The organism is Novosphingobium sp. (assembly GCF_036733805.1).
Classification (GTDB): Bacteria; Pseudomonadota; Alphaproteobacteria; order Sphingomonadales; family Sphingomonadaceae; genus Novosphingobium.
This window is the reverse complement of record NZ_DAIMZT010000006.1, coordinates 62,139-83,913: the sequence shown is the minus strand read 5'-3', so window position 1 is coordinate 83,913 and position 21,775 is coordinate 62,139. Positions and strand designations below refer to the sequence as shown.

The 21,775-nt window shown below is 61.1% G+C and carries 18 protein-coding genes; 4 read left to right on the top strand and 14 right to left on the bottom strand.

All coding sequences use genetic code 11. The annotated features are described in order from the left end of the window. Positions 1 to 106: 106 nt before the first annotated feature. A complete protein-coding gene (locus V7D69_RS03265) occupies positions 107 to 1,951 on the bottom strand; it encodes a methyl-accepting chemotaxis protein (RefSeq protein WP_333605057.1) in 1,845 nt (614 codons plus the stop codon). 317 nt (positions 1,952 to 2,268) lie between these two features. Between V7D69_RS03265 and V7D69_RS03260 the strand changes: the two genes are divergently transcribed. Then, positions 2,269 to 3,435: a glycosyltransferase family 4 protein gene (locus V7D69_RS03260; protein WP_333605053.1), complete on the top strand. Its 1,167-nt coding sequence runs from the start codon at positions 2,269 to 2,271 to the stop codon at positions 3,433 to 3,435. Positions 3,436 to 3,698: 263 nt separating this feature from the next. Here the strand turns inward: V7D69_RS03260 and V7D69_RS03255 are convergent, their stop codons facing one another. The 9 genes from V7D69_RS03255 to V7D69_RS03215 form a co-directional block, all read right to left on the bottom strand. Further along, complete coding sequence (locus V7D69_RS03255; protein ID WP_324063128.1) at positions 3,699 to 4,658, bottom strand: NAD-dependent epimerase/dehydratase family protein; 960 nt, start codon at positions 4,656 to 4,658, stop codon at positions 3,699 to 3,701. A 61-nt stretch (positions 4,659 to 4,719) separates the two neighbouring features. Beyond that, a complete protein-coding gene (locus V7D69_RS03250) occupies positions 4,720 to 5,739 on the bottom strand; it encodes an NADP-dependent oxidoreductase (RefSeq protein WP_324063126.1) in 1,020 nt (339 codons plus the stop codon). A 167-nt stretch (positions 5,740 to 5,906) separates the two neighbouring features. Then, on the bottom strand, positions 5,907 to 7,580 hold the full coding sequence (locus tag V7D69_RS03245; RefSeq protein WP_324063124.1) for an FAD-dependent monooxygenase: 1,674 nt from the start codon (positions 7,578 to 7,580) through the stop codon (positions 5,907 to 5,909). Between the two features lie 49 nt (positions 7,581 to 7,629). Beyond that, positions 7,630 to 8,397 carry an SDR family NAD(P)-dependent oxidoreductase gene (locus V7D69_RS03240; protein ID WP_324063122.1) on the bottom strand — a complete coding sequence of 256 codons (768 nt, stop codon included), beginning with the start codon at positions 8,395 to 8,397 and terminating at the stop codon, positions 7,630 to 7,632. A 12-nt stretch (positions 8,398 to 8,409) separates the two neighbouring features. Continuing rightward, complete coding sequence (locus V7D69_RS03235; RefSeq protein WP_324063120.1) at positions 8,410 to 10,182, bottom strand: thiamine pyrophosphate-binding protein; 1,773 nt, start codon at positions 10,180 to 10,182, stop codon at positions 8,410 to 8,412. Positions 10,183 to 10,213: 31 nt separating this feature from the next. Next, positions 10,214 to 11,647, bottom strand: a complete 1,434-nt coding sequence (locus V7D69_RS03230) for an aldehyde dehydrogenase family protein (RefSeq protein ID WP_324063119.1) — start codon at positions 11,645 to 11,647, stop codon at positions 10,214 to 10,216. 6 nt (positions 11,648 to 11,653) lie between these two features. Further along, positions 11,654 to 13,063, bottom strand: a complete 1,410-nt coding sequence (locus tag V7D69_RS03225) for an aldehyde dehydrogenase family protein (protein ID WP_333605052.1) — start codon at positions 13,061 to 13,063, stop codon at positions 11,654 to 11,656. Positions 13,064 to 13,067: 4 nt separating this feature from the next. Continuing rightward, complete coding sequence (locus V7D69_RS03220; protein ID WP_333605051.1) at positions 13,068 to 13,895, bottom strand: glutathione S-transferase family protein; 828 nt, start codon at positions 13,893 to 13,895, stop codon at positions 13,068 to 13,070. Positions 13,896 to 13,941: 46 nt separating this feature from the next. After that, on the bottom strand, positions 13,942 to 14,841 hold the full coding sequence (locus V7D69_RS03215) for a VOC family protein (protein ID WP_324063113.1): 900 nt from the start codon (positions 14,839 to 14,841) through the stop codon (positions 13,942 to 13,944). A 134-nt stretch (positions 14,842 to 14,975) separates the two neighbouring features. Here V7D69_RS03215 and V7D69_RS03210 point away from each other — a divergent pair, with 134 nt between their 5' ends. The 3 genes from V7D69_RS03210 to V7D69_RS03200 all read left to right on the top strand — a co-directional run bounded on the left by V7D69_RS03210 (position 14,976) and on the right by V7D69_RS03200 (position 16,351). After that, positions 14,976 to 15,401, top strand: coding sequence for an AMP-binding protein (locus tag V7D69_RS03210; RefSeq protein ID WP_333605050.1), 426 nt, complete (start codon positions 14,976 to 14,978; stop codon positions 15,399 to 15,401). 150 nt (positions 15,402 to 15,551) lie between these two features. Next, a complete protein-coding gene (locus V7D69_RS03205) occupies positions 15,552 to 15,833 on the top strand; it encodes an AMP-binding protein (RefSeq protein ID WP_333605049.1) in 282 nt (93 codons plus the stop codon). Positions 15,834 to 15,844: 11 nt separating this feature from the next. Beyond that, complete coding sequence (locus V7D69_RS03200; protein ID WP_333605048.1) at positions 15,845 to 16,351, top strand: AMP-binding enzyme; 507 nt, start codon at positions 15,845 to 15,847, stop codon at positions 16,349 to 16,351. Between the two features lie 52 nt (positions 16,352 to 16,403). Here the strand turns inward: V7D69_RS03200 and V7D69_RS03195 are convergent, their stop codons facing one another. From V7D69_RS03195 to V7D69_RS03180, 4 genes are all read right to left on the bottom strand, one after another. Next, positions 16,404 to 17,003, bottom strand: coding sequence for a TetR/AcrR family transcriptional regulator (locus V7D69_RS03195; protein ID WP_324063103.1), 600 nt, complete (start codon positions 17,001 to 17,003; stop codon positions 16,404 to 16,406). A 222-nt stretch (positions 17,004 to 17,225) separates the two neighbouring features. Beyond that, entirely contained in the window at positions 17,226 to 18,668 is a 1,443-nt protein-coding gene (locus tag V7D69_RS03190) for an aldehyde dehydrogenase (protein ID WP_324063101.1), read from the bottom strand. A gap of 49 nt (positions 18,669 to 18,717) precedes the next feature. Further along, a complete protein-coding gene (locus tag V7D69_RS03185; protein WP_324063099.1) occupies positions 18,718 to 19,542 on the bottom strand; it encodes a p-hydroxycinnamoyl CoA hydratase/lyase in 825 nt (274 codons plus the stop codon). A 43-nt stretch (positions 19,543 to 19,585) separates the two neighbouring features. After that, a complete protein-coding gene (locus V7D69_RS03180) occupies positions 19,586 to 21,763 on the bottom strand; it encodes an acetate--CoA ligase family protein (RefSeq protein ID WP_333605047.1) in 2,178 nt (725 codons plus the stop codon). Positions 21,764 to 21,775 lie beyond the last annotated feature (12 nt).

Sequence of the window (21,775 nt, the reverse complement as noted above, 5' to 3'; positions counted from 1 at the left end):
TTATTTCCACCGAGTATGCGACGGCGCGGGACGCCTCTGAAGAGCCAAGCTCTTCAGAGGCGTTTCCTTATGGGGAATTGCGTGAACGGCGCAAACCGCCGCGCATTCAGAACTCGGACCAATCCTGCGCATCGGCGTTCGCCGCGAGCGCGACATTGCCCAGCGTGGGCATTGCAACACTCCGCGCCGGACGACTCGTTTCCGGGCGCGGTGATGATCGGCCCACGGATTGGCGGTGAGAGCGCCCCAACTGGAAGCGCGCGATCTGCTTGGTGAGCGCGTCGGCTTCAGAGGCCAGGTTGCGGGCGGCGGCGGTGGTTTCCTCGACCATGGCCGCGTTCTGCTGCGTGAAGCCGTCGATCTCTGAAACGGATGCGTTGACCTGCTGCAGACCCGTCGCCTGCCGCTGCGCCGAAGCGCTGATCGAGGAGACGATATCGTTGATTTCGCCCACGCGCGTACTGATGCGATCCAGCGCGTCGCCGGTCTCGCCCACGTAACGCGAACCGGCCTGGACATGCTCCGTAGAGGCGAGGATGCGCGTCTTGATGTCCTGTGCCGCCTCGGCGCACCGTTGAGCCAGCGCTCGCACTTCCGAGGCGACTACGGCAAAACCCTTGCCGGCGTCACCGGCGCGGGCGGCTTCGACACCGGCGTTAAGGGCCAGCAAATTGGTCTGAAAGGCAATGCCATCGATCACCGTGATGATCTCGGAAATTTCCGCAGAGGAGCTTTCGATGCCGCTCATCGCCGCAATCGCCCGGCGCACGATTTCACCGGACTCATGCGCCTCGACCTGAGCTTCCGACACCGCCGTGTGGGCGCGCGCCGCATCATGGGCGGCCGCCTGCACAGTGCCGGTGATTTCATCCAGCGTGGTCGCGGCCTGTTGCAGCCCTGCCACTTGCCGTTCGGTCCGTTGCGCCAAATCGTTCGAGGCCGAACTGATCTCGACAGAGCCGGTATGTACGCTTTCCGAAGTGTGGACCACTTGGCCCAGCGTGGTTTCCAGTTCCGAAACCGCGCGGTTGAAATCGTCCTTGAGCTTGGCGAACATGCCATCCAGGTTCTGTTCGACACGCACGCCAAGGTCGCCCATCGCCAGGCGTTCCAGCGCGCTGCCGATGCTGGATACCAGCATGTCCATCTGCTCATGCTTGGCGCGATCCGCTTCGGCAAGCTGATCGCGAAAGCTGGCCATGGCGGCGGCAAGCTGCGCCAGCTCGTTGGCTCCGCTGGCGACAGGGATGGCGACGTCGCGGTGCCCTTGAGTCAGCTTCTCCAGGATCTCGGTCATCGCGGGGAGCTTGCGCATGTCGCTTGTCGCCCACCAGATCGCGAGGCCGCCGATGGCAAGGCTGGCCGTGCACAGCAACGCGATCAGCAGGGTGAAGCCGCCAGTCTTGTCGCGCGTGTCAGTGCCGATTTCCTTGTTGTGCGCCTCTTCCAGGTCGATGAATTGATTGATGACTTTCAGCCATTGGACGAACTGTGGCCGGGCCTTAGCAAGCACCGCTCTAGCGCCTGCGGCGTCGCCGCTTTGCCGATGGGCGATCAGGCTTTCGACGAGGGGGTTGGTCTTGCTTTCCACATCCTTGATGCTGGCTAGAATGCGGACTTCCTCAGATAATGGCGACGGGTCGTCCGCCAACATCTTGTCGAGCGGCCCGGCGGAATCGCGGTATTTGGCCTCGCGATCGGCAATGGTGTCGAGCGCTTCCTTCAACTCGTCCGGCGTGGTCGAAAGAACTACGTCGCGAATGGCGATCGAACGGTCGTGAACGCTGCCGCGAAAGTTGATCGCATAGCGCTGTTTCACCGAGTTCAGGTCATTAATGGTCCTGAGGTTCCGATCGACATCCCCGACACGAAAAATGGCTATGGCGGCAAGCATGACCATGAGGACGATTATCACGCTGAAGGCGGCCGCGACCCGGCCGGTCATCTTCATATCACGCACGATTGCTTCTCCAGGCTTGGTAAACGCTTGTTAGCGATGCGGCATGTGCGAAATAGATATCAGGCGGCTAGGTACATTTCCGGGGCAGCAAAGCTAAAGAGAGCAAAGGCGTGGCATCCTTCATCGGACTTGACTAAGGCGCGTGCAGTCATGCGCTATCGGAGGTGTTCCGGTTGGTCGGTTTTCAGTTGTTGCCCAGTTATTCGCCCAAAACCGCGTGGATTTTTCGGATCGTCATTCGTCCCGCTCGGAATCCCGTGTTTGGCGGAATAGTGCGGGCCGCATCGGTCGAAACAGACGTTCGGTAAATGTCGATGCGCAAAGTTGCCCGCGAATATCTTCTGGATGTCAGCCGGTTGATCTGGCGGCAGTGGGTTGGTGGCTTGCCGACAGGGATAGACAGGGTGTGCCATGCTTATCTGGCCCACTTCGGCGCGCGGTCTCAACTGGTTATCCAGCGGGGCACCAGGCGCCGCATTCTCACGCCCGCACAGTCGGATGATCTGGCCGATATTATTCTCGCCAACGGTTCCGATTTCCGTCGCCGGCTTTTGCAGGGTGGGGCAAAAGCCATCTTCAGTCGCGAGGCAGACCAAGGGGGGCATGAGCGGATTTATCTGAATGTCGGGCACACCGGGCTTGACGCGCCGGATCTGCCGCGGTGGGTCGGGGGATCGGCGATCCGGGCCGCGTTCATGATCCACGATCTTATTCCCTTGACGCACCCGGAACACTGCCGCGCCCCGGAATTTAGCAAGCACCGGTTGCGAATGGAGAATGCCCTCCGCTGTGCATCAGGCATTATCAGTGTGTCGTCCGCAACGGTGAATGATCTCGCCCGGTTTGCTTCGCAGCGCGACATCCCCCTGCCTCCGACATTGGCGGCGCTCATCGCGATGCAGACGGATCGGGATATCGTGACGCCCAAAGCTCTCGACCGCCCTTATTTCGTTACGGTCGGAACCATAGAGAGCCGAAAAAATCACATCCTGCTGTTGCAATTGTGGAAGCGCCTTGCCGAAACGCTGGGCGAGAACACACCGCAATTGGTCATTATCGGCCAGCGTGGATGGGAAGCGCAGAGCGCCTTTGCGATGCTGGATCGTTGCCAGGCTTTGAAGCCGCACGTGCTTGAACTCAATCACTGTGGTGATGATGAGAAGTTCGAGTATCTCGCCGGCGCTCGCGCGATGCTGATGCCCTCCTTCGTGGAAGGCTATGGCATACCCGTGGTGGAGGCGCTCCAATATGGAACGCCGGTGATCGTCAGTGATTTGCCGGTGTACCGGGAAATCGCCGGCGATATCCCGCTGTACCTGGACCCTTGCGACCTATCGGCCTGGCAGCTGGCGGTGCTGGATTACCTGGGGGGGCAGGGTGACCGGAGACGTCAGACCGAAATGATCTCGCGGTTCGAACCTGTGACCTGGCCAGCCCATTTCATGCAAGTAGAAGATTGGCTCAGGCAATTATAATAAGAAACGCAGTGTGCCGCGAACACGGACGCACTGCGGCGTACGATCAGAGGGAGGCGAGGCTGGATTTCTGATCCAGACGAAGGCTTCCAAGGTATCTCTATCGTTCCCGGCCCACCTGCTAGATTGGACTTGTAACGGTTTTGCGCCGGTCACCTATCTCATTATGCCACCTTGGCCTCAAACGCGAGCGGGCTGATGCCGCCCAGATAAGAATGGCGGCGCTGGCCAATCAGACACGTCCACAGATGAACGGGGGACGCTCACGGATCTTTGGCAATCCAATCGATATATTCCGCCATGGCCTGATCAATTCCAAAGCGCGGCTCGTAGCCCAGTTCGGCGCGCGCGCGATCAATGGCCATCCACCTTCCTTCCATGGCCCCAGGCATCTCACCGGCAGGACGCGAAGGCAGATCAAGCGTGAAACCGGGCACAGCCTTGCGCGCGGCTGCTACAAATTCCCCGTAGCGCGGAGCCCGGCCCGCGCCGATATTGTAGACCGGGTGCTGCAACTGCCCGGCCAGCATCACCAGGCCGATGCCGCGCGCCATGTCTTTAACGTAGACTTGATCATAGCCGTCCTCGTCAAAAGCCGGTGGGCCCGAGAACTGGCCGCCACCCGCGGCGGCGCGGGCTATGCGGCTGGGAACATTGAGCCAGGTGCGATAATGCGGGCCGTAGATACCGCTGGCCCGGACGAAGACGATGTTCATTCCGTGCTGGCGGCGATAGAGATTACCGATCACCTCCAGCGATTTCTTGACCCATGACTGAACGATGAAATGATCGTCCTGTTCAAGAAGCGGAACCGGATCATCCTCCCGAAAGGGGCAATCGGCGGTATCAATACCCCAATAGGCATCCATTGAACTCATGAGGACAACACGTTCGACCTCGTGAATGCGCGCCGCTTCCAGCATGTTGAGCAGCGCTGAGGTGCGGAACTGGACGTCGCGGACTGGCGAAAGCGCCTTGGGATGATAGCCGGTGATATCCATCACCACCTTGGGGCGCACTTTGCCGACCAGTTCCATCACCGCAAAGGGATCAGTGATGTCTACCTGCGCGCTGCATGCCTGGCCGCACGCCAGCGCTTCAGCCAGCAGCGGCGAGCCAAGGGGACGGGAAAAGCCGGTGACCGTAACTCTTTCGCCCTGGTCGACCAGTTCACGCGTCACGTGTTGGCCGACAAAGCCGTTACCGCCGAAAATCAGTATCATGAACAAAGCTCTTTCTGTCTGATGGGGATAATAAAGCCGGCGGCCGCGGGGAATATCCGGCTCAGGTAAGTTTAAGGATCATCTTGCCTTCGTTCGTTCCTTCGAACAGGCGCAGGAACGCGGGCAGAAAATTTTCCAGTCCCTGCTCGATATGTTCGTCAACGCGCAATTTACCTTGCCCGACCCACGCGGTGAGATCGGGAAGCGCCTCTGCCCCGCGGTGAAAAAAATGCGTCATGATGAAGCCTTCCATTCGCGCGCCCTTGGCGATGAGTTGCCAAACATTGCGCAGTGGATAGGGCTCTGAATTATACTGACTGATGAGACCGCACAGGACGATCCGGCCATACGGATTGAGCGTTACCAGTCCCGCATCGAGAATTGCGCCGCCGACATTTTCGAATTGGAGATCAACACCGTCGGGCGCCGCCTCCCCGATCGCCGCGATCAGCTCAGGGTAGGACTTGCCGCGATAATCGATCGCCACGTCATAGCCATAGTCGCGCAGCAGCCGCGCACATTTGGCCGCCCCGCCCGCGATGCCGATAGTGCGGCAGCCTTTCATTTTCGCAATCTGCCCGACCAGCGAGCCAACGGCGCCAGCGGCGCCGGATACCAGTACGGTCTCGCCGGCCTTGGGTCGGCCAACGTCGAGTAGGCCGAAATATGCCGTCATGCCGACCGTGCCTATCGCCGAAAGATAATTCGTCACCGATGGCACCCCATCGGGATCGACAAGCCGCGTACGCCCGCCGCCGTCACACAGCGAATAGTCTTCGATGGCGTTGTGGCTGGAAACCCACCGCCCCACCGGAAAATCGGCATTTCGCGATTTTTCTATCACGCCGATCGTTCCCGCGCGCATCGAAGCGCCAAGCGGAATCGGCGGCAGATAGGACGGCCGGTCGTCCATCCAGCCCCGCATCGCCGGATCGAGCGAGGCATAATGGTTGCGCACAAGAAATTGACCCTCCGCAGGCTCGGGAACCGCCTCCTCGACCAACCGGAAATCCTGAGCCGCCGGCATGCCCTGCGGACGACGCACAAGCTTGTAGCTTCTGTTCAACCGGTCAACAGCCATTAAATTCTCCCTCGTGCGCCGCGTGGATACCCCCGAAATCGGACCCGTACGGCGCTATGCTTTCTGCTTCACTGTGCCCAGCCCGCAAGGCCGCCGCAAGCAATGTGATCACGGTCGAGCTGGCGGAATAGCCGCCGCCATGAAGAATGCAGAAAGCTTGACCAATATCAGGATGAAGCGGCTGATGAATGCCGGCCGATGATCGTGTTCCTACCTGTATATGTATCAACTGGCCAAGCCCCCCTGATCTGATCGACAAGCGCAAGCGGATCGGACGGCAGCGTATCTCCCGACCAAGCTATCTGGTGGTCCGGGCGGATGAGGACGAGAGCGCGGTGATAATCGGCCGGGTAATCGGTAAGCCGAACGACTGTCAAAGGAACGCCGCGCGCCAATGCTGCCTGCTCGAGCGGTTCCGATCCTTCTCCCCCGAACGCCAGGAGAATGAAGCCCTCACCCAGCGCATCATAAAGCGAGCGGCCATCGGGCAAGTAGAAATGGGGCGCCCGCCCGCCTGCTTGATCCGAAGGGATATAACGATCCCACAGATCGGCCAATTGTATGTCGCCGGCGTTGGCTGCGATGACGGGTGAAACGTAGCGCTCTCCGAGCTGCACGCCGATCGTGGCGTATTCCTGAAGATCATCCACCTCCACATGCGCGCCGAGCGCCTTGCGCTTCGCTTCGGCCTGGGGGGTATCCTCTTCGATATCCTGTGGTATTTCCCAACCGTCCTTGCGTGCCGCACAAGCAACGCCAAGGCGCGTGTTGCGCCAACCGATAGGCTGCCGTTCATCATGGTAAGTGGCGAGCAATCCGGGACCGGCCCATCCATCGTAGGCCGCCGCCAATTTCCAACCGAGATTGATGACGTCACCCACGCCCGTGTTCAGGCCGAAGCCGCCCAGCGGTGTAAACAGGTGGGCCGCATCGCCCGCGATGAAGATGTCTCCCTTGGCATAATATTCAGCCACGCGCGCGAGACCGCCGGTCCAGGGGCCCTGCGAAATAATTTCGTAGTTGATGCCCGGCCCAAGCATGCGTTCAAGCACATCGGCGCTTTCAACCGTCTGCCAGTCGATATCGCCGGGCACTTGGAAGTGCGCGACGAACCGGTTTCCTCCGCTCTGCGTCATGACATAGCCGCGCGCGTCGTGATTCATGATCCAGGTCATCAGCGCCGGTTCGTGCCCGGCCCGCTGAAGCAGATTGTCGGATCGAAAATAGTAGGCGATCATCGTCCCGGAGACAAACTTACGGATAGCGGTTCCATCCTCTCCCACCATGCCGGTGCCGATGAGATCACGCACCGTAGAACGCGCACCATCGCACCCGACAGCATAGCGTGCGCGTACCGTCCGCCGCTCACCGCTGGCCGCTTCCTCGATCGCCGCCTCGACGCCCTCGTCGGTCTGGCGCAGGGAAGTCGCTTTCCATCCGAAGCGCACGCTAATCGCAGGCTGCCTTTCGGCTGCCTCCTTCAGCACCGGCTCAATGTCGATCTGCGAAACATGGCATGGATTTTCGGGGCCGGGCCATCCCGCCTGAGCTAGAAACGACAGGTCGATGCGGCCGATCTCGAAACCGCAAAAACGTGTGCGATAGGCAACGGCCCGCGGAAAGTCGCTTGCATGACCAACTGCGCGGATAGCGTCGGCAACGCCGAGGCGGCGATAGTGCTCCATCGTCCGCCCGTTGACCATGTTGCATTTGGGATGGCGCGCCGTACCCGGATGCTCGTTGACAACGATCGTGGGAACGCCGCGTTTCCCAAGATCAATGGCAAGCGTCAGTCCGACCGGACCGCCGCCGATGATCAGAACATAAGTTTCGTCAATCATTGTGGCTTTGATCCCTGCCGTTTTGGGAAGAGATGCGGTGACCGGTTCATCAGAACTGAACGCCCAGTGTGAGCGCGCCATCGATGGTGAGCGTCGCGCCGGAGGTGAATGAGGATCGGGGGCTAGCGAGGAAGACCGCGGCGTTGGCGATCTCTTCCACGGCAGCCATGCGGCCAGTGGGGCTGCGGGCAATGGCGGATGCGTAACGATCGGGCATTGCCGTCTTGAGCTTTTCCCAGATCCCGCCCTCGAAATAGACGAGGCCCGGCGACACTGTGTTGATCCGCACTTTCTTGGGGGCCAGCTCGCGCGCCTTGGCCTTGCACAGATTGGCTATCGCGGCTTTGACCGGACCGTAGGCGGCGCTGGTGATCGCCTCGCGCGCGGCAGTAGTGGAGATGTGGATGAGAGCCGCGTCGCCGTTCATCGCGGCGGCTTCGGTGAGTGCCGGGACGAGCGCCTCCATTGTGCGGACAGTCGCGAGCAGGTCGACATCGATCGATTTGCGCCAGTCCTCCTCGCTCCCGCCGGTCACCAGCGCGCTCACGCACAGCACAGCGGCATCGATGCCGCCACCCGCCACCAGGTGGGCGATCCAGGTCGCGACAGCGTGCGCGTCAGTAACATCGAGCGCGCGCCCCTCAATGCTTGCGCCATCGGTCTTGAGGCAGGCAACCAGATTTGCGATATCATCGGGATTGCGGGCACATACCGCGACATGCGCCCCTTCAGCTGCGAAGGCCTTGACGATCGCCAGGCCGATGCCACGCGATCCGCCGAACACGGCGATGCGCTTTCCCTTCAGTTGCAGATCCATGTTTATCCCCGTTCATTCCTTGAGGTTGGCGTAATAGGGCATGATCACTTCGCCGGTGATGGCGGTGATCATGGCTTCGGTGCGCGGTGACATGACCTGCGCGTTGGTTTCCATCACCACGTTGACGCAGGCGGGCCTGCCCGACGCCAAGGCGCGTTCATAGGCGGGCATAAGCTCGACGGGGTCGGTGACAAGCTCGCCATGGCCACCACATGCCTCGGCGATAAGGTCGTAGCGTGTCGCCGTGTTCAGGCGCGCGGCGATGTCGCGGCCCTTCCACATCACGTGCTGGCCGGAAATGCTCATGCCCCAGGCCGAATTGTTCAGCACCACGGTCACGATCGGGAGGTTGTGGCGGACATAAGTATCGAACTCCATCGCCTGGAAGCCGATCGATCCGTCGCCGGTCACGCACACCACACGTTTGCGAGGGAAGGCAAGCTGCGCCGCGAGCGCCCAGCCCTGATGCATGCCCAGGTTGCCGAGATACCCGACTGAGGCATAGCTGCCCGGTTCGCCGGCGAGGTCGGACAGGCCGATCTCGCACCAGCCGCTGGTATCCCCGCCATCGCTGATGACCAGCACGTCATCCCGGATCACGTCGCGCAGGCGATGGACCGCCTGCCAGGGGTGTACAGGGCTGCCCACCTTTTCGGAGAGGTTGCCGAAGCGCTCGGCGATCCAGCCGCGCGCTTGCCGTGCTTCAGCAAGAAAGGAGGAACGGTCGGGCCAGCGGGTGGTGGCGGTGGCGGAAAGCAGGGCTTCCGCCGTCGCCTTGCAATCCGCGACGATGCCGACGTCGGCATTGCGTTCGCGCCCCATCTCGCGTTCGTCGATGTCGATCTGAATCAGCTTGGCGGCAGCCGGGATCACGCCGTTGGCGCCGCCCGTGTACATACCAATCCGCGCACCGATCAGCAATGCGGCGTCGGGCGCGAGCGAGGCACGCGTAATATCTGCGAACGTACCGCAGGCATTGGGATGCCCCCGCCCAAGGACGCCTGCCGCCTTCACGTTTGTGAAAACAGGAATGCCCGCGGCCTGCGCGAACTGCCCTAGGAGCTCTCCGGCCCGCGACAGGACAACGCCAGTTCCCGCCATGATGACCGGGCGTTCAGCCTTGGCGAGAATCGCGATCGCTTGCTTGATCGCGTCGGCGTCTGGAGCGGGCGGGGCGGCGCGCTGGATTTCCGGCACCTTGTCCTTGATGTCCTGGGCATCGCCGAACAATATGTCGATCGGTAGTTCGAGATAGACCGGACCGGGCACGCCAGACTGCGCGGTGCGGATGGCATGGGCGGTCAGCCGCATCGCAGTCTCGGCGCTGGTCGCGCGGCCTGCCCATTTGGTCACAGGCCCGGCCATAGCGACTTGATCGATCCCGCCCTGAAGGACGTTGGTTTCAATGTCGCGCAACGGCGGTGCGCCGGCGATGAACAAGACTGGAATACGATCGAGCCAGGCGCTGGTGATTGCGGTGATGACGTTGGTGAAGCCTGGCCCCGCGGTCGTCAGGCTGACCCCCAATTTACCCGTCATGCGCGTGGTGGCGTCGGCTGCATAGCCGGTCACGGCTTCGTGCCGGGTATCGATCAGGCGGATACCTTCGTTCTCGGCCGCCAGAATGATCGGATCGATATGCCCGCCGTGCAGCAGAAAGATTGTCTCAACGCCCGCTGCCTTAAGCACGTCTACAACCGCGGCGCCGCCATCATAGCGTGCGGCAGGGGAGGGCTGCGTCCGCCCTTGTGCAACTGCTGCTTCCTTCAAGCCCGATATTGTCACGTCATTTCTCCGATCTCGCGGGTCCGGCTGATCAGCCGATGTATGCGGTCTTGACGATGGTGTAGAATTGACGGGCATAGCTGCCCTGCTCGCGCGGCCCGATCGAAGAGCCTTTGCGTCCCCCGAATGGCACATGATAGTCGACGCCTGCTGTCGGCAGGTTCACCATCACCATTCCCGCGGCAAGATCGCGCCGAAAGCGCCGCGCTCGGCTGAGCGAGGTCGTGCAAACCCCAGCCGAAAGGCCGAACTCGGTGTCGTTGGCGGCGGCCAAGGCCTCGTCATCGGTTTCGACCCTGACCACCGAGGCGATGGGCCCGAAAATCTCCTCGCGGTTGACCCGCATGGTGTTGCTGGTGCCCACCAACAGTGCGGGCTGCATGAAGAAGCCCTCGGTGGCCCGATCCAGCCGCTCGCCGCCGACCACCTCTGCGCCTTCTTCGCGCGCGATAGCGACATAAGAGAGATTCTGCGCGAGCTGCTTTTCGTCAACCACTGGCCCGATCTGGGTCTCGGGCTCCAGCGCATGCCCGACCTTGAGCGCCAGCATTGCCTGGCTCAGCTTCTCGACGAACGCATCGTGAATGCCTGCAGTGACGATGAGCCGCGAGGATGCGGTGCAGCGTTGGCCGGTAGAGAAGAAGGCACCGTTAAGCGCCACATTCACTGCCACATCGAGATCCGCGTCGTCGAGGATAACCAGCGGGTTCTTACCGCCCATCTCACACTGGATGCGCTTGCCTATCTCCACGCATCGTGCGGCGATCGACCGACCGGTGGGAACAGATCCGGTGAAGCTGATTGCATCGACTTCGCGCGATTCCACCAGGACATTGCCCACCACCGATCCGCGCCCCATAACGAGGTTGACCACACCGGCGGGCGCGCCAGCCTCGTGCAGGATGGACACCAGCGCATGCGCGCAACCCGGTGTCAGGTCGGCGGGCTTGATCACGCAGGTATTACCGAAGGCTAGGGCAGGGGCGAGCTTCCACGCCGGAATGGCGATCGGAAAGTTCCACGGCGTGATGAGGCCCACCACGCCGACCGGCTCCAAGCTGATCTCGACATCGACACCTGGCCGCACTGATGACAGAACGTCACCCGCACCGCGCAGCGCCTCGCCTGCGAAAAATTTGAAAATCTGCCCGGCACGAACAACTTCGCCAATTCCTTCGGCCAGGGTCTTACCTTCCTCACGGCTGAGCAGTTCGCCAAGCTGCTGGCGCCGCTCAAGGATCAAAGCGCCTGTCCGATCGAGCAGGTCGAAGCGTTGCTGCGGCGTGGTCCTGCTCCAGGTGAAAAAGGCAGCCCGCGCGGCCGCTATCGCTTCCTCTGCTTGAGCTATATCTGCCTGCACATAGTCGCCCACGACGTCAGCCAGGTCAGAAGGGTTGATGTTCGCCTTTGCCGCCGTGCCGAAAATCTCGCGCCCGCCAATCCAGTTTAGATGCATGTCGCCCATCGTGCTTCAAACCTTGCCGCGCGCCATGCTGACGACTGCCGTCTGCGAAAATTCCGCGAGCCCCTCTTGTCCGAATTCAACGCCAAGACCGGACTGCTTGGCGCCGGGAAAGGGAACATGCGGCGCGAAGTGGAGATGATGATTGATCCAGGTCGTGCCTGCGGTCATGCGCCCGGCGAGCGCGAAAGCTCTCGCCTCGTCGCCCGACCAGATCGAACCGCCCAGGCCATACTCGCCTGCGTTCACCTGATCGACCACACTATCCAGATCGTCGAACGGGAGGACCGGCAAGATCGGCGCAAACTGCTCCTCAGTCACCAGCGGACTGTCGGGAGCGATATCGCGCACGATGGTCGGTTCCACGAAATAGCCGCCTCCGTCCGGAAAGCCCCCACCAGCGACAATGGCACCGTCCCGCTGCGCAACATCTATGTAATGGCGCGCCTTGGCGTACTGCTGGGCGTTTTGCAGAGGGCCGAGCGTCACGCCTTGCTCCAGGCCATCTCCCACCACTGCCTCGCGCGCCAGCGCGGCCAACTGCTCCACCAGCGCGTCATATATGCTGCGATGCGCATAGACGCGCTTCACCGCGATGCAGACCTGCCCGGCATTGAAGAAGGCCCCGCCGAAAATGCCGGGAGCCACTTTGGCGACATCAGCATCGTCCAGAACGATGGCGGCGTCGTTTCCGCCAAGTTCCAGTGTCAGACGCTTCAGCGTATTCGCTGCAGCCGCCATCACCTTGCGCCCGGTTACCGTCGATCCTGTGAAGGATACTTTCTGAACGTCCGGATGCCCCGAGAGCAACGCTCCGAGGTCGTTATCATCGACAAGGACGTTGACGATTCCCGGCGGCACCAGATCGGCGACCGCCTCGGCCAGCATCAGCGCGGAAACGGGCGTCGTCGGGGCGGGCTTCAGGATGAAGGCATTGCCCAGCAGCAGCGCCGGCGCAAGCTTGTAGGATGCGATCAGCAGCGGGAAGTTCCACGGCGTAATGCCGACCACGATCCCGAGCGGGCGATGATGTACCTCGATCAGATAGTCGGCGTCGTCCTGCACGACTTCCGCTTCCAGGGACATTTCCGCGAACGCGCGCAGGAAGCCGCTGGCATGAACAACTTCAAGGCTTGCCTCGGCCAAAGGCTTGCCCTGTTCCTGAACCATCGCGCGCGCGAATGCCTCGCCATTCGTTTCAATACGATCAGCCAAAGCCCGCAGCACTTTACGGCGCTCATCTATCGGCCGGGCCGCCCATGACGGCTGTGCCCGCTTGGCTGCAGCAATGGCCACCTCCGCCTGCATCGCGGACGCTCGCGGTACGGAGGTCCAGGGCTTGCCGGTTGCGGGGTTCACCACTTCCAGCCGCAGGTCGCTGTCGGTCAACTCGCCGTCAATCAAGAGTTTGTAAGCCATCACATCACCCCTCGCTCGCAGCGCGGACAGCGGCGGCAACCATCGGCTCGAGCTCCGGCCGGACAGCCTGGGCAAATCCGGCAAACGTCTCTGCCAACGCCGCCGGCATCCATTTGGTATAGGCTTGGGCATAACTCGGCCGCGCACGGCACCGCGCCAGCCAGTCACTGACGCGCGGCCCATTTCCTTCATCCCACAGACCGCCAAGACCGATCGCTTCGAACCGGTCGAGATAAGGCAAGACCCCAGCGTCAGCGATGCCGAAAGCCCGGCCCGCGAGCCAGTCGCCAAGGGCAAGGTCCGTGTCGACACGGCGGACAAATCGCGCGAGCGTGATCAGTGCTTCACACATCTCCGGCGCGTGAATGCCGTTCCTGATCAAGCTGGTGCGCAGCGCGCGCTCATCCGGATCAGGAATCGCCGCCAGATATGCATCGATCTCGGGGTCCGTACGGCTTGACAGCATCCCGCGGGTGAGGATCGCGTGGGCCGGCACTCCGCTCACTTTTCCATGAACGCGCGTATCGGTGAAGCGGGTGATTGCTGCAGCCCGGTAACGCTCCACGCTATCCGCCGGGCGAAGCGGAGGTCCATCGTAATGATCGTCGATAAACTCGCAGATCAGCGTCGATTCGAGCACAACTTCCTCATCCGCCACCAGCGTCGGCACCAGATGATCGGGGTTCAGTTTTACATATCCGGGCGCATGCTGTTCGCCGGCCAACAGGTTCACCACCCGCGATTCGAACTCAACACCCTTTTCAGCGAGAACCTGACGCACTTTCTGCGAGCAAGTCGATGCGCCGAAGTGATAGAGAATGGGCTGTGCCATCGCGAAATGCTCCTGGATTACGATGCCCGATTGGGCGGGTTGAGGCTCAAGCAGGCTCGATCAAGTCGAGCTCGACTTTGTGACCCCAATCGCTCAATTGCGGATAAGTCTTGGGCACCCAGGTCGCGTCATCGATCTCGTGAGTGCCCCAGCTGAATTCGAAATCGAGCCCCGACGGTGTGCGCCCGTAGAATGAGAAACTGTCGCAGTTCGGATGATGCCCGAGAGTCATCGCGACAGGCGTGCCTGCAGCCAAAATCCGATCATAGGCCAGGCCCACATCGGACATCGATGCTACTTGAAGCGCGAAATGTTGCATCTTGCGTTTCGGTTGGAAAGGAATCTCGGCAAAGGCGAGTGAGTGATGGCGCGGATTGGCGTGCATGAAAGTTACTAACAGCTGCGGCCGATCCGGATCCTCCGACCGAATATAGTCCGACAGCTTGAGGCCCAGAATATCGCGGTAGAACGCCAGGGTCTTCTCGCGATCGCGCACCAACAGCACATGATGGCCGGCGCCATTAGGCGCACCGACAAATCCGCTTGGCACCAGCGACGAGACGAAGGCGCGCGCGGCGATCTCCGGTCCCCAGAAAATTTCCGTCCGCACGCCGTCGGGATCATCCACGACGATTACCCCTTCTGCACAGCGGGCCTTGGCCAGGGCTGCATCACCCGGTTGGACGTTGTATCCGCCTTGCTGCAGGGCCTGCGCCATCGCTTCAAGCTCCGCAGGCCCGGAAACCTCCCAGCCTATGAAGGCGATATCGTCTGCCGCCCCTTCATAGACACGCAGGCGCGACTGATACCGGTCAATACGGTAGACGTATGCGCCATCGCTGCCGTTCTCTGCGCGCATCAGGCCCATCTGATCGACAAGAAGTTGCTGCCAAGCAGAACGGTCGGAAACTTCAAAACCCCAATAGCCAAGACTGCGAACCGCCATCTCTCTCTCCCAGCGCTGACGCTTCCGTTGTGACGGACTCTATAGGCCCCCATATTTGTTGATTCAACATAAATTTGAAGATATCGTCATATTTGTCGATAGCGGGATACCGCCTGTTTTCCGGTGAGAGATCAATGGGTTCTGAACACGCGCGCGGGCAGTCGTTGTCGCTTCTTTTGCGGAGGTCGGCCCGGCGACATCGCAGCAAGACAGCGCTGATCTGCGGCTCGGAACAGCTCAGCTATTCTGACTTGGATCGCCTGGCCGACTCGCTGGCGAATGGACTGTTGCGCGAAGGGGTGAAGCCCGGCGACAGGGTCGCGATCCTGGCGCGTAATAGCCACGCCTTTGTTACGATTCGCTTTGCCGTGGCACGAGCTGGGGCAGTTCTCGTGCCGATAAACTTCATGCTCGGCGAAGAGGAGGCCCGTTACATTCTGGACCATTCCGGCGCGTTCATGCCCTTCGTTGATGCTTCAACATCAACGATAGGTCGCGTGGCGGCTTCGCCGAACCTCCTCATTTTCGGCCTGCCCGGGGGAGCACACCGCCGGTCCTGATGAGCACGGCATCCGTTCGTGGAAAGCGCTGATGATCACCGGTGACCCCGTGGAAGATCCTGTAAATCCGCGGGATCTGCTTCAGATCATCTATACGAGCGGGACGGAATCGCGCCCGAACGGACCACGCCGCTTATGGTGCGTCATGGCGTGACCTCGTTCTTTGCACCGCCCACCGTTTGGATCGCGCTGTTGGGCGCCCCCATGTTCACCCAGCACGATCTTTCCAGGTTGGAGAAGGGTTATTACGGGGCATCGATCATGCCGGTGGGGGTGCTGCAGGACATTCGCCGCAAGCTGCCTCGCATCAGATTGTGGAACCTGTACGGCCAGACCGAAATCGCGTCGGTAGCGACGGTCTTGTTTCCGGAGGAACATGAGGAACGCCTCGGTTCGGTCGGACGGCGACCCTCCACGTCGAAACTCGGATAGTCGATGAGGCCATGCACGACGTAGCGGTTGGTCAGGTCCGCGAAATCATCCATTGCTCACCGCAACTACTGACCGGTTACTGGCGTGATGAGGAGCGGACGGCGCAAGCCTTCGAGGGCGGCTGGTTTCACAGCGGCGACCTGGGCATGATGAATGCAGAGGACTATATCACCGTCGTTGACCGCAAAAAGGACATGATCAAATCTGGCGGCGAGAATGTGGCGTCCCGCGAGGTTGAAGAAGTCATCTACGCCCATCCAGCGGTGTTCGAAGCTGCAGTCGTCGGCCTGCCGCATCCGAAATGGATCGAGATGGTCACCGCTTTCGTGGCCGTGAAGCCGGATCATAACCTCGATGAAGAGGCATTATTCGCCCATTGCAGGGAAAAACTCGTAGGCTTCAAATGCCCCAAGCGTGTCCTGTTCCTAGATCGGCTGCCGCGCAGCGCCAGCGGCAAGATATTAAAGCGAGAGTTGCGAGAATTGGCGCCTGACATGGCAGCGCCGCCCAGCCATTGATCCAATGAAAGTCCCAGGCGCAGCAACACAATCGCGCGAACCGCCGCCGGCACTAGGCTGTCCCGTCGGAACTCCGCCCATCCCACGAAATATCAACAGCGGTAATCGGCCGAAGCGAGGCTTCACGAGCCCTCTCAATGCCCACGCCAAGCACGCGCAACTGCATTTCAGCCACACGCTCACCTGTCTCAGGGCCTGTCGCGCCAGCCAATCGTGAACGAACCGCACCAAACAGCATGGAGCACAGCATGTGCAGGGTGAACTCGTCCTCATCGCTGAATTGACCAAGTTCATGGCCGATGTGGACGGTGTTGCCGATGTAGCGATAGATTTGCGGCCGTAGATTTGGCAGGTAGTCCACGGCCCGCAAAACGGCCCAGGCCCATGTCGGATGATTATAACAAATGTCAACGAAGCGACGCGTGCCTGCCGCCAGACGAACAACTATATCTTCCTCAGATTGTCCCTTCAAATTGATCTTGGAAGAGAGCTGCTCGATAATCCGAATGGCCGTTTCAGCAATAATTTCCGATCTATCATTGAAATAATTATAGAACGTCCCGCTAGCCAGACCTGCCGTATTGGTAATCTCCAACACTGTCGCGCTGTCCGCACCGCCTTTGGCGATCAGTTCTGCCGTTGCGTCGATCAATTGCGCACGTGTGCGCTCACGTTTGCCCCGGCCCCTAGCCTGAGTGGTGAAGTTCGGAGGTGGTGTCAGCGGAACTGCCGGAGGTCGGGGCGTTTCCGTTTTCGGTTCCCATCCTTCGGAGATTTCGTTTCGTTGGTTCCTCATAGGCGGATACTATCGACAAATGTGTTGCTTACAAAGACCCTTGGGCGGCCACAAAGCGAAAAGCCGTCGACCAGTCACTCAGTGTGCTCTGGTTGGGCTGGCCGCCGAGTCCGCCATGTTGAGCGTGATCCAGCGCAACTCGGTGAATTCGTCGATCCCGGCCCGACCGCCGAAGCGGCCATAGCCCGAGTTCTTCGTTCCACCAAAGGGCACCTGTGGTTCGTCTTGCGCGGTCGGACTGTTGATATGGCAGGCGCCGGACTTGATCCGCTGCGCCACTTTGAGCCCGCGAATACCGTCCCGCGTAAAGACAGACGCTGACAGGCCAAACTCGGTGTCATTGGCCAACTCGATCGCGTGCTCATCATCGCGCGCCCTGATTATCGCTACGATCGGGCCGAAGCTTTCTTCACGGAACAGGCGCATCGCAGGCGTGACGTGATCGATAACGATCGGCTGGATAATTACGCCCTCACACCTTTCCCCGGCGACCATCACCGCTCCGTCACCTACCGCCGCTTCTGCCAGCGCATTGATCCTGGGCGCAACATCAGCATCGACAACCGCACCCAGCATGGACGTCCTGGCGCGTGGATCCTGTGCTTTCATCATCGCAGTCCTGGCCTTCAGCAACCCGGTGAAACGGTCCGCGACAGCCTCCGCCACGATGATGCGTTCGGTCGACATGCAGATCTGACCCTGATTCATGAAGGCGCCGATAGCTGCCGTTTGCGCAGCGTCTTCCAGGTCGGCATCGTCAAGCACCAGCAGGGGCGCCTTGCCGCCCAATTCGAGCAGGCACGGCTTCAACTGTTCGGCGGCGCGGCGCGCTATGATGCGGCCGACATGGGTAGATCCGGTGAAGTTGATCCGGCGAACCGCCGGATGATCGATCAGTGCGCCCACCACGTCAGCCGCATCGCCGGGTGCGTGGGTAACGAGATTTACCACGCCTTCCGGAAAGCCTGCATCGATGAACAACTCGGCCAGCATACCCTGCACGCCGGGACAGATTTCCGATGCCTTGAACAGCACGGTGTTCCCACAGGCGAGCGGTGTCGCCACCGCACGCAGGCCAAGGACAATAGGCGCGTTCCATGGCGCAATGCCCAGAACCACACCAGCCGGCTCCCGCACCGCCATGGAAAGGCGCTCCGGCCGGTCGGAAGGGATGACCTCACCTGTAACCTGGGTGGTCAGCGAGGCCGCTTCCTGAAGCATAACGACGCCGTGATCCACGTTGATGCGCGCCCAGACCTCGGTCGCGCCAAGCTCTTCGATCATCATGTCGACAAAAGCGTCGCTCCGCTCGGCCAGATACCCGGCGGCTTTAAGCAGGAGCGCGCGCCGCTCAGCGGGCCCCTTTGCCGCCCAGGCCGGTAAAGCAGCAGCGGCGCGGTCGGCCAAAGCACAGGCTTGTCCCACTGTCATCGCTTCACCGCGCGTGACGACCTCGCCGGTGGTGGGGCTGACCCGCTCAAAATAAACTTTGCTGTCGTCCGGCAGCACAGCGTTCGGCATTGCAACTTCTCTCACGCTGCTGTCCCCTGACACGTGACGGTTTCATATCTCATGACGCCGCACCTTTTTCGTAGGCACCGAGGCCCGGCTTGTAAGTCTTGTCGTCGACAAACTGCTTGATGCCCTCGGTCTTGGCCTCGTCGTTGTAGTAGAATGCCGCTTCCTGGGCACGCAGCAGATAGTCCTCCGCATCATCATAGCTCATCAGGCCGACCCTGCGGATCGCGTCCTTTGTGGCCTTGAGAGCGGTCGCGTTCTTCTTGAGCAGCTCATTTGCGATCTCGGTCACACGCGCATGCAGTTCCGCCGCTGGCACGGCTTCGTTGACCAGGCCCCATTCGGCTGCCATTTTACCGTCGATCGCTTCGCCCAGCATGGCGTGGAACATGGCACGGCGGAAGGATAGAAGCTCCACCGCTACCTTCGCCGCGCCGCCGCCGGGCAATATGCCCCAGTTGATCTCGGATAGACCGAACTGCGCGTCGTCCGCGGCAAAGGCTAGGTCGCAGCCGAACAGCGGGCCATAGGCGCCACCGAAACACCAGCCGTTGACCATCGCGATCGTCGGTTTCTGATACCAGCGCAGGCGCCTCCACCAGCCATAGGATTCACGCTGCGCCTCGCGCACTCCGCCAAGGCCGCGCGATGCCGGCTCGCGGATATATTCCTTCAGGTCCATGCCCGCCGAAAAAGCACTTCCTTCTCCCGTCAGGACGAGGACGCCCACATTGTCGTCGAACTCCAGTTCGTTCAGTACCTGCATCATGCGGCGATTGAGGGCAGGGCTCATGCTGTTGCGCTTATCAGGCCGGTTGAAACGGACCCAAGCGATCTTGTTTTCGACGGTATAGCTGACGACGGCATCAGTATTCATTGCAGGTCTCCGGAAAAGCGATGAGTGAAGAGATGCTGCGGCATCAGGCCGGTACGCGCGCCAGAGCGTCCGTTTCCGTCGCGGCATCCGCGCCGAGCGCAATCAAGGCATCAAGGGCGATTACACCGCTGCCCTTTCCAAAGGCTACAAGTGGATTGATGTCGATCTCGCTGATCTGCGGGCAACTCGCCATAAGGCAGCCAATGGCGGACACGACCTGGGCCACGGCGGCAAGGTCAGGAACATTGCCTCCGCGAAAGCCATCGAACAGGCCCGCGCCTTTCAGCTGCCTCAGCTCCGCCTCGATCTCCTCAGGCGTCAGATCGACCGGCAAGAGACGCACGTCGCGCAGCAATTCGACATAGATGCCGCCAAGACCCACCAGCAGGGCGGGCCCCCATTGCGGATCGCGCTTCGCGCCAACCACGAATTCAAGCCCCTTGGACGCCATGCCTTCCACCAGTACGCCGTCGATGACGATATCGGGATGATGGCGCCGCACGCGGTCCACAAGATCGGCATGGACTCGGCATAGCGATTTTTCATCGGCAATATCGAGCGCAACCGCGCCCGCTTCGGTCTTGTGGGCAAGCTGGGCCGATTGGACCTTCAACACCACCGGATAGCCAATGTCGGCGGCGATGCGGGTTGCTTCGTCCGCCGATGCCGCCAGCTTGCCTAGCGGGACATCGATTCCAAGTGAACGCAACAGCGCTTTGCCTTTCCACTCCGGCAGGATAGCGGATGCCCCTTCCAAGTGATCGCCGAGGTCAGCGGGCACCAGATGACTGCGTGAGCGGGTGAGCAATCTGCCATAGCCCGTGACTGCAGCGATCGCCCGCAGCGAACGCTCCGGCGAGCGGGTGAGCAGCAATCCCTTAGCGCGGATCAGGGCCATGAAATCGTCGGGAAGCGGTTCCTCTTCACCCAGAACGGAGATGAAAACCGGTTTATCCAGCGTCGGCAGTATCTCTGTGAGTGGCCGTAGCCAGCCGATCGCCATGTTCCCGCCACCCGCTGGAACCGCAATGAGCACCGATCCGACCGCCGGATCGTCGGCCAGAGCCTTGGTAGCATCTGCGATCAGGCGCAGATCAGGAAGAGATGTCAAGTCCACCGGATTCTGGACCGGGGGTGAGAAGGGCGGCAGGCGCGTCATGATCGCACTTTGCGCCTGAGCGGAAATGACCGGCAGGTCGAGGCCTACGTCGTCGCAAGCATCGAGCGTAACCGCGCACATCGCGCCTGATGTCGTTACGACAGCGGGGGCCAGAGAGGGCGGAACCGGGTAACGGTGCAGTACCTCTGCACAGTCGACCAGTTCTTCCACGGTGCGGACCAGAAGGACACCCGCATCACTTACAAGCGCCGCCATAACGGCGTAGTCACCGGCGATCGCGCCGGTGTGTGAGGCTGCCGCCTGCTGCGCGCGCTGGCCTCTGCCGGCATGCAGCATAACCACGTTCTTATTCGCATCCTGCGCCAGCGCGACGGCATCGAGAAATTGGCGTGGCCGCCGGATATGCTCTGCATAGAGCGCGATGGTGCCGACCGCCGCATCGCCGGCCAGATAGGCTACATAGTCGGCCAGATCGAGATCGGCTTCGTTGCCTGCCGACAGCCGGTATGAGATCGGAACGCTGCGTGCCGCCAATGCAGACTGCGCATGCACCAGCATAGCCCCGCTCTGGGCAATGATAGCCACGCCGGGCAGACGATCTGCCGCCAACGGTTCAAGCCGGCGACCGGGGATGAAACCGATATCGATCGCATCGACATAGTTGGTGAGGCCGAAAGAATTTGGCCCGGCGATGCCGAATTCGGCGCCGGCGACCGCATCAGTCAGCGCCTCCTGCGCCGACTTGGCATCCCCGCCGGCCTCGGCAAAGCCCGATGCGAATACGACTGCTCCGCCTATTTCCCGCGCCACACATTCGCGGACCGCGTCGGCCACACCGACTGCAGGCATGGCAAGCACGGCAAGGTCTATCCCCTTTGGAAGATCGCCGATGTTTGTGATGGTTTGCCGCTTGCCGACTTCCGTCACATTGCGCCCGACCAAATGGACTGGCCCGGAAAAGCCATCCCGTTCCAGCAGCGCAGCGCAGACCTGCCCCGGAGCGCCGGGTTTGGACGACACGCCGATCACTGCGATCGATCTCGGCTTTAGCAGCCTTTTTACTAGATGAGGCCGCAGATCGGGCCTGCTATTGTTCGTCATAAATTCCTCGTC

Bases quoted from the DNA above. Each gene is read 5' to 3' on its own strand.
- V7D69_RS03200 (WP_333605048.1), top strand. From the start codon at position 15,845: ATGCACGACGTAGCGGTTGGTCAGGTCCGCGAAATCATCCATTGCTCA.
- V7D69_RS03240 (WP_324063122.1), bottom strand. From the start codon at position 8,397: ATGGATCTGCAACTGAAGGGAAAGCGCATCGCCGTGTTCGGCGGATCG.
- V7D69_RS03225 (WP_333605052.1), bottom strand. From the start codon at position 13,063: ATGGCTTACAAACTCTTGATTGACGGCGAGTTGACCGACAGCGACCTG.
- V7D69_RS03215 (WP_324063113.1), bottom strand. From the start codon at position 14,841: ATGGCGGTTCGCAGTCTTGGCTATTGGGGTTTTGAAGTTTCCGACCGT.
- V7D69_RS03260 (WP_333605053.1), top strand. From the start codon at position 2,269: ATGTCGATGCGCAAAGTTGCCCGCGAATATCTTCTGGATGTCAGCCGG.
- V7D69_RS03265 (WP_333605057.1), bottom strand. From the start codon at position 1,951: ATGAAGATGACCGGCCGGGTCGCGGCCGCCTTCAGCGTGATAATCGTC.
- V7D69_RS03255 (WP_324063128.1), bottom strand. From the start codon at position 4,658: ATGATACTGATTTTCGGCGGTAACGGCTTTGTCGGCCAACACGTGACG.
- V7D69_RS03180 (WP_333605047.1), bottom strand. From the start codon at position 21,763: ATGACGAACAATAGCAGGCCCGATCTGCGGCCTCATCTAGTAAAAAGG.
- V7D69_RS03190 (WP_324063101.1), bottom strand. From the start codon at position 18,668: ATGCCGAACGCTGTGCTGCCGGACGACAGCAAAGTTTATTTTGAGCGG.
- V7D69_RS03220 (WP_333605051.1), bottom strand. From the start codon at position 13,895: ATGGCACAGCCCATTCTCTATCACTTCGGCGCATCGACTTGCTCGCAG.
- V7D69_RS03185 (WP_324063099.1), bottom strand. From the start codon at position 19,542: ATGAATACTGATGCCGTCGTCAGCTATACCGTCGAAAACAAGATCGCT.
- V7D69_RS03230 (WP_324063119.1), bottom strand. From the start codon at position 11,647: ATGGGCGACATGCATCTAAACTGGATTGGCGGGCGCGAGATTTTCGGC.
- V7D69_RS03210 (WP_333605050.1), top strand. From the start codon at position 14,976: ATGGGTTCTGAACACGCGCGCGGGCAGTCGTTGTCGCTTCTTTTGCGG.
- V7D69_RS03245 (WP_324063124.1), bottom strand. From the start codon at position 7,580: ATGATTGACGAAACTTATGTTCTGATCATCGGCGGCGGTCCGGTCGGA.
- V7D69_RS03250 (WP_324063126.1), bottom strand. From the start codon at position 5,739: ATGGCTGTTGACCGGTTGAACAGAAGCTACAAGCTTGTGCGTCGTCCG.